Raw genomic sequence first — 16036 nt, 5'->3', positions numbered from 1 at the left:
CAATGCCAGCGGAGGGGAAAATTCAGGTCCAGACGCCTTTGAACGCGGAAAGCTGAAAGCTTTTTGCGTGAGACAGCGTCTTGTGAAGCATTTCGAAGAAATGCACTTCGGAAGCATATGCTGGTAATTTTCCCCGCAGCGCCCCCCATTGAGCCCGCCCTAAATCAAATTCCCTCGATTTTCCCCCTGCTAACTCTGTTCAGAAACGTAACTATGGGTAATATTAAAGAAGAAGACTTTTAGACAGGAGGCTTACATATGTCAAATTCAACTTTAAAATTTATTGCCGGTGTCGCGGCCGGGGCCGCAATCGGAGGAATTACCGCTCTACTGTTCGCTCCGCAGCGCGGATCGGAGACGCGCCGGGTTATCGCGGACGGTGCAATCGACCTGAAAGACAAAAGCCTGGAGCTGAAAGATCGCAGCGTCGTGGCGGCGATCGATCTGAAGGACAGAAGCGTTACAGCAGCTATCGATCTCAAAGACAAAGGCCTGGAACTGAAAGACCGTGGCGTTACTGCCGCGATCGACCTCAAAGACCGCAGCGTCGACACAGCGATCGCGCTTCGCGACAAAGGTCAAGCTTCGTTGGAAAACGCCAAGGACAAAGGTCAAAACGCGATCGCGGTTCTGCGTGCCAAAGGCCAAGCCGCAGCGGAAACCAGCCGCGAACTAATCGCTTTCGGCAAAGAAGTCGGCGAAGTCGCGATGGAATGGAAAGTCGAGATCGAAGCCGCCGTTCGCGATCTGAAGATCGAGCTGGAAAAATTCCAGAGCGAGCAAGAGAACGATACGCAGCTTCAAGACGATATCGCCAAGCTCAAAAAGCAAACCGAAGAAACCGCGGCTGTCGTCAAAAACGCTCAGCAACGCATCGCTAATGCCAGTTCTTAAATGGTTCAGAATTCATGCCCTCGATCATCGGGGGCATTTTTCTTTGATCGCTTTTGCGATTCGTCCTAATCAATTGTGCTCCTTTTCCATTAATCGGCTATATTCCCCGCCCAGAAGCAGCAGTTCATTCGATCTCCCCGCTTCAACCAAATATCCTTCTTTAAAAATCAACACCTGATCTGCAAACTTCGTTTCCTCCACACGATGCGTGGTGACGATTCGCGTCACGTCCTGATTCCTGTTCAACAGCGACATCCAGAACCGATCTGCATTTTCCCTATCCAATCCCGCTGTAGGCTCATCGAGGAGCAAGCAGTCACTCGGAATAAGCAACGCCCGCACCAGTGCCATCCGTTTCTTTTGCCCCACCGACAAGTTCGTACCATTATCCCTTAGAATCGTCTCATATTGCTGGGGCATTTCGCAGATCAGGAAGTTCAGCTAAACTGCTCGGCTAATTCTTCAACGATTCTCCAGTCTACTTTGCGTCCCAGACTGAGGTTATCTCGAATGCTGACATCGAATAATAGGGGATCTTGTCCGACGAATGAGGAAATGCGCGACGCGGTTCCTTCTGAAACGATTGCTCCCGAGGTCGGCGCATATTCTCCTGAGATCAATTTCAGGAACGTCGATTTCCCCGAGCCGCTTTCCCCTAAAATGACGATAACTTCCCCTTTTCGCAGGGTACAGTTGACCGAGCAAACAGCATCCTTTTGCTCGCCCGGATAACGAAATGACAATTCACGAATGACCAAATCCCCTTCTTTTGTTGCGCTTCGTTCTTTTACCGAGATTGATAAAAACGCCAGCACACGCTGGGCAGAGGCCCACGCACTGTAAACCTCAGACGCTAGATCGCTTGCATTTCTGGCCGAAAAAAAAATCATTTCGATCGTAACGAGAAAACCGACCAGTTCGCTGATCTGCATCTCATTTCGAAGCACACGCTTTCCTCCCCACCACAAAACCAACACATAAGCAGCTATTTCCGAAAAAGCTGCACACACCTGCATCAAACTTTGGGCTAACGTCCGTTTGACCTCGGCACATTGGGAACGCACGCAAACTTTCCTAAAGCGCTCGATCCCCCATTTTTCCGCATGCAAAAAGCGCAAGTCGCCGGTTCCCCGAATCAAGCCGGATAATGTTTCAAACGCTTGCGATAACGAATCCTGAGCAGTCCGGTTAACCTTGACCATAAGTTTGGAAATGAACAGTGGAGCCAGCGAGCCTAGCAGCAGAAACGGCAGAATCATCAGGGTCATCTCAGGATCGAAATTCACCAAAGCGACACTCGCCCCTGCCAGTTGAACCACTGAATGGACGATTTGTGCCAGTAGTGTTCCGTATAACCGGGTCCATGTCGGTAAGTCGGAGGAGATATACGCTTGTATGCGCCCGTTCGGCTGTCGTTCATTTTCAAGCAAAGGAATATGAAGCAAATGAGCCAGGACGTCAACTCTCATTTGCGCAAGAATCCGCTGATCCAGTTTAGCTCCGATGTATCGAATAAGTAGAGACACCGTCCAACTCATGCCCCAACTACATATATACAACCATACGTAGCTATTTACCTTCTGCTCGGGATCAAGCTTAACCAACTCGCCTACGATCAGCCCGAATAGTAAAGGTCTGGACAGGTTTAATCCCGCTGTAACCACGCCGAGCATAATCGTCAAACCGACCCATAACCGCTCATTCCATACAGGCAGTAGCATTCTTTTCAACGTATTCAACAAGCTTCTCCTCCTTTTTAGGCAAACAAAAAGGAACTGCCTCTAAAAGGTCAGTTCCTTATGTTTACTCGATACGTATTCGATTTTTATCGACGTGCTCTAACGCTTAAAGACTTGTCCGACCCGAGAGACGACTGCCATAAGTTCTTTTCGCTCGGTCAGAAGATTTGCCGCCAATACGACCAGCCCCGCCCACACGGAAACGCCGAGCGCCAGTAACACCCAACTCCATAATCCGTCGGCACGAACCGGAAGAAACGTCTGGAAGGGCAAAATAATGATCGCACCCGCTACAAATACCCGCACCAATCGCAGCAACGTCGGCCGAAAAGGAATACCGATCAGCTTATGCGCATAGAGCAGATCGATCGCCCGATACGCAAGTCCCAGCATACTGCCGATCAGTACGCCTTTTAATCCCAAAGGGAACACCAGAATCGTCGACGCGACCAGTACGATAACGGCTTCAATGATGGCACGATGCCGCGTCTGCTTGAAATGTCCGGCTGCGATAATAATCGTGGACTGCGGAATCTTCCAATTTTCCAACACGCCGATCCCTACGAATAGCAGGAGCACAATCGCATCCTCGTAATTCGTCGTGCTGATTCCATTCGTATACACATGCACGAACGGAAGTCCGAGAATCCAGGCGCACGCATACACGAAGGTCAGAATCATATAGAACAACAGCTCATACTGCGAGTACGAGACTTGCAGGTTGCGTCGCAGCTCTTTTTGCGTGAATAATTGGCCGAACCCCGCCGTAAATCCGTTGTTGAAGACGCCAATCAGCATATTGATGCCTGTAAACACAAGCGCATACACCGAATAAATACTCACGTCGGTCAGCGTCGCGAACAACGTTAACAGAATCACCGGAGAGCCGAAGACCGCCATTCTGGACAGCTCATGCACCAATACATTGTTCCGGTTCGCCAACGCGCTCAGATCCGGTTCGACGTCGAATCGAACATCCGGGTACTTGCGCCGAACATACCACGTAATCCCTACGGCCTGCAACATCTGAGCACCGAGCGCGGCAGCGTACACCCATGGATAATCGGCGCCGCTCTGTACCATGCTGACGATAATCAGCGTGTTGGCCACCAGATAGACGATGCGGAAGATCGACAGGATGTAATTGGATTGCGAGGCAGTCAGCAGCGCATTGTATTTGGCGATGGTAAAATAATTCAGCAAACTGGCACAGCCTACGGCTGCAACCAGCAACAGGACATCCGAATAGGCAATGCTCTCTTCCATGACGAACAGCGGATAGACGAACATCAAGATCAGCACGATGCCCGAAGCGTATAAACCGACCTGGCGATACGTTTGCCGAGCAGCCGCCAAAATACGGTTAACCGCAGTCTGGTCGCCTGCCGTCAACGGCTTGTATAGCGAATAATTGAGCGCCCCCGAGATGCCGACTTCGATCAGATACAGATAGCCGATAAACTGCACGACCGAGACAACCAGCCCGTTGACGCTTGAACCGTAGCTTTCAATAATCAGACGGGGAATGATCAGACCCGCACCGAAATTGATCAGCTGCATTAAAATTGCGGTCAGCGTATTATAGAGGGCACGTTTTGTTCGCAAGGGACCTTTCCTTTCGAGTTAAGCTTCCGAAAATCGGTATTTGTTTCGATCAAAAGCACTAATTTCCGTACTTCTGTTTGAGTTTGGCATAGTTTTTATCCCCAAGAACGGTTCGGGTCATGCGAAGCGCAAAGCCGATCGGCTTGCCGAAATGACGCCATGCGAAGCTTTTGCTGCGCCGGATTTCTTTCTCGGTCAGCCATGAGCCTGCAAAATGGTGAACCGCGTGGCTTTCTTCCGGAATCGGACGATCGACGGCTCTGGAGTGGTCGGCGCTCCAATTCAGCGGGCAGAAGACGTCTTGGGGATAAAGGGCAAAACCGTCGAATGTCTGATACCGGTTATTCGGCACGAATCCCAGGCTACTGCAATATTCGGTAATAATCGTGACGTTGGTCGTGATCTCCATGTTGCCGTCGGGCTTGATAAAAGGACGATCGTCGTAATAACTCATAAAGTCTCGGATGATTCCGCTGCCCGCTTGGGCTCCCATAACCGCCGTCGGAATGCGTTTCGGCGTTTCGAAACCGGAAAAAGCCTCATGATGCAAAAAACGGTCGAACGGCTTCAACACCTGCACGTCGGTATCCATATAAATGCCGCCTTGCGTGTAGAGCGCATACAACCGCACGTAATCGCTGACGAAAGCGAACCTGCGCGCTTCGTAAGCCTGGCGAACGAAAAGATTCGATTCGATATCGAAGCTGTCTTCGTCCCAACGCACGATTTGATAGTCCGGCAAATGCGTTTTCCAGCTCTCGATACATTTAAGGGCCAGCTCCGGCAGCTCTCCTCGCCCGAACCAGCAATAATGAATAATTTTCGGAATCCGATTCAAGCCGGTTCCTCCTTTCGACTTGCTTTGGCGCGGGTTTGAGCCATATCCGCAATGCCGATCGGCTGCGTGCTGCTCGCAAGACGCTGTTTGACTTTGGACAGCGTCGCAAACAGGCCCAAATACCAGGCGGCCGAACGGTACATGCGCTTTCCGCAGATTCGGGCAAAAACCCGCATCGGCATCCAGATCGTTCGGTCTTCGCCGGCTTCCCGCATACAGGTCTCAAACGACGCGTGCCCGCCCGCTTCGACCAGCCCGCGATGCACGTTCGCGACTCCGGCCCCCGTTTCCAAGCTATGCAGGCAAGCATTTTGAACCCGTTCGAAAAAGAGCCGGGTCAACAGTGCGCGGTATACGGCACGATTCGCATAGTCGGCGTAGTAATCCGAAAATCGGTCGACCAGAAAAAGCTCTCTTTTCAAGTAATCCGGTTTGGGGCTTTTCATTAAAGAGTTCTCGCGCTGCATATAAAAATAAAACGAATCGGCAACCGACGCGCAGACCGAGGCATGCTTCAAAAAGCACAGATTGAATAATACATCCTCGCTGAACACATTGCGGTTCGATTCGAAATACAGCGAATTTTCCGCGATAACGCTTCGGGCATATAGCTTGTTCCAGACGGTGACCCCAAGCGTTTTGCTGTTCCAAAAACGATCCAGCCCAATCGTGCGCAGCTCCAGCTTTTCGCTTCGCAAGCCAAGCACCGAGCTTTCCATGCGTCCGTCCTCGTAAGCCAGCGCGTAATCGCAAGCGCACATCTGGGCTCCGTGCGTTTCCGCCTGACGATACATCGTTTCGAACATTTCCGGCGCGACCCAATCATCAGAGTCGACGAAACCGACGAATTTTCCGTTCGCCGCTTTTAATCCTGTATTTCTTGCGCCGCTCAACCCTTGGTTTTGCTGCCGGATCAATCGGATTCTGGAGTCGCGACCGGCGAAATCCGCGGCGATCTTCGGAGAACCGTCTGTCGATCCGTCCTCCACGATAATAATCTCGATGTTTTGCAAGGTCTGCGCAAGCAGACTGTAGAGGCATCTCTCCAGATAACCTTCTACGTTAAATACCGGTACGATGATGCTTACCAGCGGTTTCAGCTTCTTCCGCCTCCTTATTAGATTCGGTTGGGTAAGTCCGCGTTTATTCGGAAAGCCTGCGTCGTTTTATGTATGTATGGAAAAGAGTACAACGGCTGCGACGGCTTGCGGGATCTATTTTTCGTTCCCTGATGTCGAGTGTACTTAACCCGACTACGATCAGCTTGAATCATATTACCTTTTTTTTCATGAATACATCGAAAAAGGAATGATCATATAAAAAAGAAACATCCGTATCGCCCAAAGTTTGGGCAACACGGATGTTTGACGAAAAAGGTTTTTAGACGATTATGCGGCTTTTTTAGCTGCGATTTCCGCGCGTTGCGCCAGCGTTTTTTTCCAAAAACCGAGGATCAGGCCGGAGATAACCGAACCGATGACGACAGTCAGCAAGAACAACAGCGCGTGGTTAGCCAGTGCAGCGACGAAGATACCGCCGTGTGGAGCCGGAACGTTGATTGCCCACAGTTGAGTCAGGCCGCCCGCTACCGCGGAGCCGATGATGCAGGAAGTCAGGACGCGCAGCGGATCAGCCGCTGCGAATGGAATCGCGCCTTCCGTGATGAAGCTTAGGCCAAGCACGTAGTTCGTGATGCCGGATTTGCGTTCTTGCTCATCGAATTTGTTTTTGAAGAAGGTCGTTGCAAGCGCGATTGCCAGCGGCGGAACCATACCGCCTGCCATAACCGCTGCCATCCAAGCGCCATCGCCTGTGGAAGTGAAGATCCCGATCGCGAAAGTGTAAGCTGCTTTGTTGAATGGACCGCCCATGTCGATTGCCATCATGCCGCCGAGCAGCAAGCCCAGCAGAACCGCGTTACCTGTACCCAGGTTTTCCAATACGTTCGTGATCCAGGTGTTCAGACCGCCGAACACCGGATCGATCACGTAGTACATCACGATCCCTGTCAGCAGCAGACCGAAGACCGGATACAGCAGAATTGGCTTCAGACCTTCGATGCTTTTCGGAATGCCTTTGAATACTTTGCGAAGACCGATGACGATATAACCGGCCAGGAAGCCCGCTACCAGACCGCCGAGGAAGCCCGCGCCCGATGTCGAAGCCAGATAACCGCCGACGATACCCGGCATCAGGGCTGGGCGGTCGCCAATGCTCATCGCGATAAAGCCTGCGAGGATCGGAATCAGGAAGTGGAATGCTCCGTCTCCGCCGCCGATTCCCATCAACAGTTTGAAGATCGGATTTTCCGCTCCGCCGCCGCCGTATTGCTCGAACAGGAACGAGATCGCAATCAGAATACCGCCGCCGACCACGAACGGAAGCATATGCGAGATGCCGTTCATCAGGTCTTTGTAGATTTTGCCGCCTACGCTGATTTTGGCGCCTTTGTCGGAACCGCCTGTCGCTGCTCCGCCTTCATGACGGTAGATCGGCGCATCGCCGCTGGCTGCTTTGCGAATCAGTTCTTCGGATTTGCGGATACCGTCGCTGACTGGACGTTGGAGAACCGGTTTGCCGCTGAAACGGGCCATCTCGACGTTCTTGTCCGCCGCGATGATGACGCCGCTTGCACGAGCGATCTCGTCGGCCGTCAGTTCGTTACCGACACCTTCGGAACCGTTCGTTTCAACGCGAATATTCACGCCGAGTTCTTTGGCTTTTTTCTTCAATGCGTCTTCCGCCATGAATGTGTGCGCAATGCCGGTTGGACAAGCGGTTACCGCTACGACGAACTTGTCGGAATTGGGGTTGCCCACGATCGTGCCGGATGCGGCGGAAGCGCTTGCGTTCGCAGACGAAGCAGAAGCTTGGGCGCCTTCGGATTCCGCTTGGGCGGCATTGAACAATGCGGTAACTTCGGCCGGTGTGCGAACATTGCGAAGCTTAGCCAGGAAATCGGGATCAAGCAGCATGCGCGACAGCACTTTGAGCGCTTGCAGATGCAGATTGGATTCGCCTTCCGGAACAGCGATCATGAAGAAGAAATGCGCAGGCTGTTCGTCGAGAGATTCGTACTCGACGCCGGCCGAGCTTTTGCCGAACACGATCGTCGGCTCGTTTACCGCGCTCGTTTTGGCGTGCGGCATGGCGATGCCTTCGCCGATCCCCGTGCTGGATTGCGCTTCGCGAGCCAGAATCGCTTGCTTGAACGCCGCGGCGTCGTTGATTCTTCCGCTTTTATTCAAAGACGCGATCAATTCGTCGATAACGGCTTCTTTCGTAATGGACCGCAGGTCCAGGATCATGACCGGTTCAATCATCAGGTCCGTAATTCTCATCTTGTTCCACTCCTCTGGAGGTGTTGTCGGCGCGCGGTTTCCGCACGCCGTTTATTGCCTTTGCCCTCGCGGGCCTTGCTTTGACTTGCCGGGTGCTTGACCGACAGCTCGATCAAGCCTGCGCGATCTATCGGTGAAGCATTAAACGGGATTCACTTGAACCTGCGACAGCAGCGAATCAATCTTCGCCCGCTCGGCCAGGTCATCCGAGAACGCGGTAGCACTGCCTGAAGCCGTACCGGTACGGAGTGCTTCCAGCGGGTTGTTTGTTTTGGCCAATGTGCCGACAAATCCCGCAATCATGGAATCGCCTGCACCGACGGAGTTGCGTACTTCTCCTTTGGGAACGTTGGCGTGGTAGACCTGTTCTTCTGTCACCAAAAGCGCCCCGTCGCCCGCCATGGAAATCAGCACGTTTTTAGCGCCTTTTTCCAGCAGTTTGCGTCCGTACTTGATCAGGTCTTCTTGACCTTCGATCTCAACGCCGAACAGTTCGGCCAGTTCATGGTGATTCGGCTTGACGAGCAACGGACCGTGAGGCAATGCCTGGAGCAGCGCGTCCCCCGTGGTGTCGATCACGAATTTCGCGCCGCGTTCCTTGATTACCGCAATCAGTCGATCGTAGAACGAACCGCCGAGCGAAGGAGGAACGCTACCCGATAGAACCACGATATCCTCTTCGGTAAGCGCTCTCAGCTTCTCCACCAGCGCATGGGCTTCCTTGTCTCCGATTTGCGGCCCTTGGCCGTTAATCTCGGTCTCGCCGCCATGCTTCAGCTTAATATTGATCCGCGTATCGTCTTGTACGTTGACGAAATCCGTCACAATCGATTCGGACTTGAGTACATCCTCGATAAAACGTCCCGTGAATCCTCCCAGGAAACCCCATGCTGTATTTTCAACGCCAAGGCGACTCAGAATCCGCGATACGTTGATTCCTTTTCCCCCGGGGAGCTTCAAATCACGCTTCATACGGTTCAATGCGTCCAGCTTCAAATCTTCCACTTCCACGATGTAATCGATAGAAGGATTAAGCGTTACGGTGTAAATCATGATTCATCCCTCGATTATTTTGGTTTTCTCAAGAATCGACTTTCTCCACCGCTCGGGAATCGAGTCGGTAATGATCGCGGCTTCCTTGAGATCGAATAATTTGGCAAAGGCCACTTCTCCAAACTTGCTGGCATCCGCCAATACATACGAACGTTCCGCCAACTGCCGCGCACGGCGCTTGATTAGCGCTTCTTCCGGGTCAGGCGTCGTAAATCCAAATTCGGCGTTCACACCGTTGGTTCCGATAAAAGCTTTGTCGAATCGGAAGTTGTCCATATTTTGAAGAGCAATACTGCCGATGACGGCTTTCGTATGGCTTTTCATCATGCCGCCAAGTAGATAAGCACGAATATTTTTGCTGACCAGTGCTTCGACATGCGAAAGTCCATTCGTCACGACCGTAATGTCTTGTGCTTCGATAAAAGGAATCATAGCGAGCGTCGTTGTCCCCGCATCGATGTAAATACATTCGCCGTCCCGAAGCTGACGAGCCGCTGCGCGACCGACTGCATTCTTTTGCTGAACGTTTTTGAACGTTTTCTCTTCCATGCCGGGTTCTTCGCTCCGACGATGCAGCAGAGAAGCCCCACCGTGCACACGCTTGAGCAGATGCTGCGACTCCAGGTCGATCAAATCGCGCCGTACCGTTGATTCGGAGGTACCCAGCAGCTCGACGAGTTCCTGAAGCTTGACTATTCCGGAAACTTGTAAGCGCTGTAGTATGATTCGGTATCTTTCTTCTGTCAACATATTGATTCCTCCATCTGCCACTCATTGTAACCTACGCTTTAACAAAAAACAATCACTTTTCTCCAAAAACATTCAAAATATTTCATCAGGAATCTAAAAAGTTGAAAACCCTTCATTTCTTGCGGGTAAAGCTTTGGTAACGCTTCCCTGTTCAGGATTCTTCTTTCCTCAAAAACGTTCAATCTTTCAAAATCATGCTTGTCTTTGAACCTATTATCGGATGCAAGGTTTTGACATTTTAGTGAAACCGCAAAAAAACCGCCGCCAACCCAAAAGACCAGTCGGCGCGGTTTGTCGTGCAGATCGAAAGCCATCTATTCGTTAACCGATCGTCTCCACAATATTCCCATCCGGATCGCGCATCAGTGTTTTGACAATACGAATGGTCAAGCTTTCCATCGTATCCAGTTGGAATTCGCTTTCTTTGGGCACTAGACGGCGAGACAGTTCAGCTACTGCATCCGCATTCAGGTACAATTGCAGCGCGTTATCCAGTTCCGCTATTCGGTTCTGTACATCGGGAATCATCACGACTCCTGTATCGGGACCCATCAATGTCAAATCCCGATCGTGCAGCAGGCGTCCCGACAAAATACGTGCCAACGATTCCGCCTGTTTGGCGCCGAGCTGAAGCGTATAGGAATTGCCTTTAAACAGGTTTCTTTTCTCTTCCCAGCTCAAACTTTCGAAGTATAGTACGCCTGTGCTTGATCCTTCCGTACGTACGCCCATTTCGGCAGCAGCTCTGATCCCGGCATCTTCAAGCAACGAACGACGGGTAAGATCGGTCAGATACAGGGGGAGATGCTGCTTGGCTAATTCGAGAAAACTCCGTGTATTCCAGACTTTGATCATATCCAGCTCGTCTGCCGTAATCCCAACCACCTGCAAAAATTGGAACTTGCCAAAAGGAGAGATGGCTTCCCCCAGTTCCGGATCTTCCACAAAAGCGACAGCCGTAATCGGCGTGTCCCTTTCTGCTTCAATCGGACCGTTGGCATCCAGATGGTGTCCGGACTGGAACCCGTTTCCGCTGTTAAAAACGTACCGCGCCAGGTTCTGAAGGAAATTGATCGCCCAGGCAGGCGGTTGTTCTTCGCCTTCACGCGCCAACCGCAAGGTCAATTCAAAGCCAAAACCGCTGTACTCCGTATTTTCGGATTCCTTTTCATACAGCTCTGTGAACCCATACGTCACATAATGCCAGTGCGGGACCGGCTCTTCGCAAGCATATACGCTGACCCCGTTGAGCGGATCGGGTCCTCCCAATTGATACGAAATCAGCGTGCCGTAATGAAAAGGTTCGACTCCCGGATAACGCTTATTCAATACCGCGTAAATCGCATCCCAACCCGGTGCTTGATCATCCTGATCGCCCTGCTCCCGCAATTCTTCATCTTCCTTCATTGTTCACGACTCCCTTCTGTGGATTCGATGCGGCTTGAGCGCTTCGGCTCGGCCTTTCTCTACTTTCAGTTTACCCGAAGCCGGGCTTTTTTAAAAATATGCACAAAAAAACGTTCCCCATGGCGTCTGCCATAAATAGGGGAACGTTTGGAACGAATTATGCCGATTCTTCCGTTTTGAACTTCGCGATTCTCGCGCGCAGTTCATCGGCGCTCACGGACACTTCGCCCGAGAGATCGGAAATGCTGGAAATGGCCTGAGCCTGCTCTTGCGTCGAAGATGCCGCTTCTTCCGTGCTCGCTGCGCTTTGCTCCGCAACGGCCGCGATATCGGTCATGATCGAAGAAACATGATCCGCGCTGTGTTTCAGCTCGTCCGATGCGATAGACACTTCGCGAATCCGGCTCGTAATGCCATCGACCGAGCCGCGAATGACGTCGAACGCTCCGCGCGTAGAGGCTGCCGCTTCGATCTGTTTATCCACGGTTGCCTGGAATTCCTGGATTTCATCAATGCTTTGACGACCGGCTTCCTGCACGCCTGCCAGAAGCGTATCGATATCCGCCGCCGAAGCGCGGGTCTGTTCCGCCAGCTTGCGTACTTCGTCCGCGACCACGCTGAAGCCTTTGCCATGCTCGCCTGCACGCGCCGCTTCGATCGCCGCGTTCAGCGCCAATAGATTCGTTTGCTTGGCAACCGTATGAATCAGGCTAACAGCCTCGCCGATCTTCACCGTCTGATCGCCGAGGCGGCGGTTGGCTTCTTCCACGCGTCCCGCAGAACTACGGCTGGCTTCGGTTAAATCGCCTTGCGAAGCCACGGCTTCCAGGCCGCCTTTCATCGCTTCGGTTACTTCGTCCGCGCTAGATGCGGCAAGGCCCGCGCTATTAGCGATCGCTTCGATCGATTCGTTCATATCGCCCAGTTGCTCGACTCCTGTTTGGATCGAGGACGCTTGATCCGTTGCGCCTTTTGCCAGTTCTTCGATGACGACCGCGATTTGATCCGAGATATGCTTCGCGCCTTCGGCTTGACCGTGCATGTATTTGGCCGAATTTTCTACCCCTTCGGCAGAACCGGCCGCCGCATGGATCAGTTCACGCAGGCTCGCCGACATTTCGTTGAACGCCGTGCCGAGCTTGCCGATTTCGTCTTTGCCTTTCACATCCACGCTAACCGTCAGATCGCCTTCGGACATGCTTTGCGCGCTTTTTTGCAGCAGGATCAGCGGTTTGATCAGACGGGCTGCGGCGAATACCGCCACGACGGTCAGCAGCACGGCGAGCAGCAGAATGCCTCCGATAAACAGGTTGCGCATTTGCACGTATTCGGCAAACGCATAGCTTTTAGAAACGGAAGCGGCGACCACCCAACCTGTTCCTTCGACTTTTTGATAGTACAGAAGCTGAGGTTCGCCTTTGTACGTGTATTCCAGACTGCCCGAATCGCCTTGCAGCAGTTGGCTCGCGATGCCCGCATAATCGGCGATCTCGCTCAACGGTTTGTTCACGTCGTCCGCATCCGGGTGCGCCAGAACGACACCCGTTTTATCGGTCATAAACGCGAATCCGCCGTCGACCTTGATATTGTTAATCGTTTCCGTAAGCTTGGACAACCGCATATCGCCGGCCAGCACGCCGGCAAAATTGCCGGACGAATCGCGAAGCGGATACCCGATCGAGACGGCATATTGCTTGCTGGCCGCATCGAGATACGGATTGCTGAAGTTCAACGCGTTGGCCGCTTTGGCTTCTACGTACCACGGCCGTTCTTTCAATACGTAGTCCGCGCCCGGTTTCCAGTCCAGCCCGTCGACCAATTTGCCGCTTTCCAGGCCGACGTACATATCGCCGATCTTGTCTTTGTTCGAATCGGCTTGGAATGCTTGAAGATGTTTAACCTGGATTTGATCCAGCGGAACGGAAGCCTGAAGCGTCAGCGCGGTCGTTTCGACCAGTTTGGCATTGGCCGCGACCCAACCGCCGATTTGCTCGGACGTGTTGGTGGCCGTCGCGCGCAAGCTGTCACTGATCGATTCTTCCGCTTCGTTTTTCATGCTGCTGAGTGCCGCGATACTGATACTTCCCGTGCCAACCAACGTTACGACGACCAATAGTGCGGCCAACTTCATTTTCAGGTTCATCCCAGACGCCTCCCTTGATAATCAAGATAGATCCGATGCTGATGCGTTTATTCATTCCGTTTTGAACTTGGCGATTCTCGCGCGCAGTTCATCGGCGCTCACGGACACTTCGCCCGAGAGATCGGAAATGCTGGAAATGGCCTGAGCCTGCTCTTGCGTCGAAGATGCCGCTTCTTCCGTGCTCGCTGCGCTTTGCTCCGCTACCGCCGCGATATCGGTCATGATCGAAGAAACATGATCCGCGCTGTGCTTCAGCTCGTCCGATGCGATAGACACTTCGCGAATCCGGCTCGTAATGCCATCGACCAAGCCGCGAATGACGTCGAACGCTCCGCGCGTAGAGGCTGCCGCTTCGATCTGTTTATCCACGGTTGCCTGGAATTCCTGGATTTCATCAATGCTTTGACGACCGGCTTCCTGCACGCCTGCCAGAAGCGTATCGATATCCGCCGCCGAAGCGCGGGTCTGTTCCGCCAGCTTGCGCACTTCGTCCGCGACAACGCTGAAGCCTTTGCCATGCTCGCCTGCACGCGCCGCTTCGATCGCCGCGTTCAGCGCAAGCAAGTTGGTTTGTTTCGCCACGGTGTGAATCAGACTAACGGCTTCGCCGATCTTCACAGTCTGATCGCCGAGGCGGCGGTTGGCTTCTTCCACGCGTCCCGCCGAGCTGCGGCTTGCTTCGGTCAGATCGCCTTGCGAAGCCACGGCTTCCAGGCCGCCTTTCATCGCTTCGGTTACTTCGTCTGCGCTGGATGCGGCCAGACCTGCACTGCTCGCGATCGCTTCGATCGACTCGTTCATATCGCCCAGTTGCTCGACTCCTGTTTGGATCGAGGACGCTTGATCCGTTGCGCCTTTCGCCAATTCTTCGATGACGACCGCGATTTGATCCGAGATATGCTTCGCGCCTTCGGCTTGACCGTGCATGTATTTAGCCGAGTTTTCCACGCCTTCCGCCGAACCTGCCGCCGCATGGATCAGTTCACGCAGGCTCGCCGACATTTCGTTGAACGCCGTGCCGAGCTTGCCGATTTCGTCTTTGCCTTTAACGTCGACGCTAACCGTCAGATCGCCTTCGGCCATGCTTTGCGCGCTTTTTTGCAGCAGAATCAGCGGTTTGATCAGGCGAGCGGCGGCGAATACGGCCAAAGCTCCCAACAAAACGGCAAGACCGATAATGCCGCCGATAAACAGATTACGCATGTGCACGTATTCGGCAAACGCATAGCTTTTGGATACCGAAGCGGCTACAAACCAGCCTGTACCGTCCACCTTTTGATAATAAAGCAATTGCGGTTCGCCTTTGTACGTGTACGTCAAGCTGCCGGAATCTCCGCCTTGCAGGATCTGATCGGCGATGCCCGAATAATCGGCGATTTCTTTTAGCGGTTTATTGACGTCATCCGCATCGGGGTGAGCAAGTACAACGCCTGTTTTATCCGTCATAAACGCGAACCCGCCGTCGATCTTGATGTTGTTGATCGTATCCGTCAACGTGGACAGCTTCATATCGCCCGCGACCACCCCGGCAAAAGTACCGTCGGCTTCATGCAGCGGATACCCGATCGAGACGGCGTAATCGCCGCTGATCATGTCCAGGTAAGGATTGCTGAAGTTCAGCGCATTCGCTGCTTTTCCTTCCGTATACCATGGACGCACTTTGACATCGTATCCCGCTTCCGGAACCCAGCCGGAGCCGTCGATCATACGCCCGTCTTCCATCCCCACGTAGATATCGGACAAATTGTTTTTGTTGGATTCAGCTGTATAAGCTTGAAGCTGGCTTTCTTTGATTTGATCCAAAGGGACTGAAGACTCAATGATTTGAGCCGTTGTCTCCACGACTTTTGCATTTTTGCCAACCCAGCCTCCGATTTGCTCTGCTGTATTTTCAGCCGTACTCCGCAAGTTATCGCTGATTGACTCTTCGGCTTCATTTCTCATGCTGCTCAGCGCCGCGATGCTAATGCTGCCCGTACCCAAAAGGGTCACGACTACCAACAAAATAGCCAATTTCATTTTCAAATTCATTCCAATGACCCCCTTGATTGTGCCAATCTGCCTAAGCAAATACCTATCCATTATCACGACAACCCTTGAAGGCATTCGCGCCACTCGAAAAGGAAAAGCATGCTTTGTTTCGATATTTATCGACATAATCAGCAGAAAATTTAGCATAAAAAGGAGAAGGAAAAAGAAAAAGTGCAAAAGCATTTGCTTTTGCACAAGTGAAACGTTTTTCTAGGGATGGTGCGAATAATTGATC

General features: G+C 52.5%; 13 protein-coding genes. 1 reads left to right on the top strand and 12 read right to left on the bottom strand.

The window, feature by feature from the left end; translation table 11 throughout:
• The first annotated feature begins 258 nt into the window (after positions 1-258).
• The gene (locus WKI47_RS11030; protein WP_340227173.1) at positions 259-894 is read left to right on the top strand and encodes a YtxH domain-containing protein; all 636 of its coding nucleotides are present in this window, start codon (positions 259-261) and stop codon (positions 892-894) included.
• A 69-nt stretch (positions 895-963) separates the two neighbouring features.
• On the opposite strand, the gene WKI47_RS11025 is transcribed toward WKI47_RS11030, so the two are convergent.
• The 12 genes from WKI47_RS11025 to WKI47_RS10970 all read right to left on the bottom strand — a co-directional run bounded on the left by WKI47_RS11025 (position 964) and on the right by WKI47_RS10970 (position 15801).
• On the bottom strand, positions 964-1314 hold the full coding sequence (locus tag WKI47_RS11025) for an ATP-binding cassette domain-containing protein (protein WP_340227172.1): 351 nt from the start codon (positions 1312-1314) through the stop codon (positions 964-966).
• A 17-nt stretch (positions 1315-1331) separates the two neighbouring features.
• Positions 1332-2633 carry an ABC transporter ATP-binding protein gene (locus WKI47_RS11020; protein WP_340227171.1) on the bottom strand — a complete coding sequence of 434 codons (1302 nt, stop codon included), beginning with the start codon at positions 2631-2633 and terminating at the stop codon, positions 1332-1334.
• A 99-nt stretch (positions 2634-2732) separates the two neighbouring features.
• Positions 2733-4238 (bottom strand): hypothetical protein, encoded by a 1506-nt coding sequence (locus WKI47_RS11015; RefSeq protein ID WP_340227170.1) that lies wholly within the window; start codon positions 4236-4238, stop codon positions 2733-2735.
• 58 nt (positions 4239-4296) lie between these two features.
• Positions 4297-5076: a glycosyltransferase family 32 protein gene (locus WKI47_RS11010; protein WP_340227169.1), complete on the bottom strand. Its 780-nt coding sequence runs from the start codon at positions 5074-5076 to the stop codon at positions 4297-4299.
• Positions 5073-6155, bottom strand: coding sequence for a glycosyltransferase (locus WKI47_RS11005; protein WP_340227514.1), 1083 nt, complete (start codon positions 6153-6155; stop codon positions 5073-5075). The genes WKI47_RS11010 and WKI47_RS11005 overlap by 4 nt, the downstream gene beginning before the upstream one ends.
• A gap of 309 nt (positions 6156-6464) precedes the next feature.
• On the bottom strand, positions 6465-8417 hold the full coding sequence (locus WKI47_RS11000; protein WP_340227168.1) for a fructose-specific PTS transporter subunit EIIC: 1953 nt from the start codon (positions 8415-8417) through the stop codon (positions 6465-6467).
• A 141-nt stretch (positions 8418-8558) separates the two neighbouring features.
• Positions 8559-9470, bottom strand: a complete 912-nt coding sequence (pfkB, locus tag WKI47_RS10995; protein WP_340227167.1) for a 1-phosphofructokinase — start codon at positions 9468-9470, stop codon at positions 8559-8561.
• 3 nt (positions 9471-9473) lie between these two features.
• A complete protein-coding gene (locus WKI47_RS10990; protein ID WP_037289568.1) occupies positions 9474-10220 on the bottom strand; it encodes a DeoR/GlpR family DNA-binding transcription regulator in 747 nt (248 codons plus the stop codon).
• A 38-nt stretch (positions 10221-10258) separates the two neighbouring features.
• The gene (locus tag WKI47_RS10985) at positions 10259-10534 is read right to left on the bottom strand and encodes a hypothetical protein (RefSeq protein ID WP_340227166.1); all 276 of its coding nucleotides are present in this window, start codon (positions 10532-10534) and stop codon (positions 10259-10261) included.
• A gap of 7 nt (positions 10535-10541) precedes the next feature.
• Positions 10542-11627, bottom strand: coding sequence for a suppressor of fused domain protein (locus WKI47_RS10980; protein WP_340227165.1), 1086 nt, complete (start codon positions 11625-11627; stop codon positions 10542-10544).
• A gap of 157 nt (positions 11628-11784) precedes the next feature.
• On the bottom strand, positions 11785-13770 hold the full coding sequence (locus WKI47_RS10975) for a methyl-accepting chemotaxis protein (protein ID WP_340227164.1): 1986 nt from the start codon (positions 13768-13770) through the stop codon (positions 11785-11787).
• A 51-nt stretch (positions 13771-13821) separates the two neighbouring features.
• On the bottom strand, positions 13822-15801 hold the full coding sequence (locus WKI47_RS10970; RefSeq protein WP_340227163.1) for a methyl-accepting chemotaxis protein: 1980 nt from the start codon (positions 15799-15801) through the stop codon (positions 13822-13824).
• Between the last annotated feature and the right edge of the window lie 235 nt (positions 15802-16036).

The sequence above is a fragment of the Saccharibacillus sacchari genome (assembly GCF_037722395.1).
In the GTDB taxonomy this organism is placed as follows: Bacteria; Bacillota; Bacilli; order Paenibacillales; family Paenibacillaceae; genus Saccharibacillus; species Saccharibacillus sacchari_A.
Note: the sequence above shows the minus strand (reverse complement) of the source record. Positions and strands in the feature narration are given on the sequence as shown.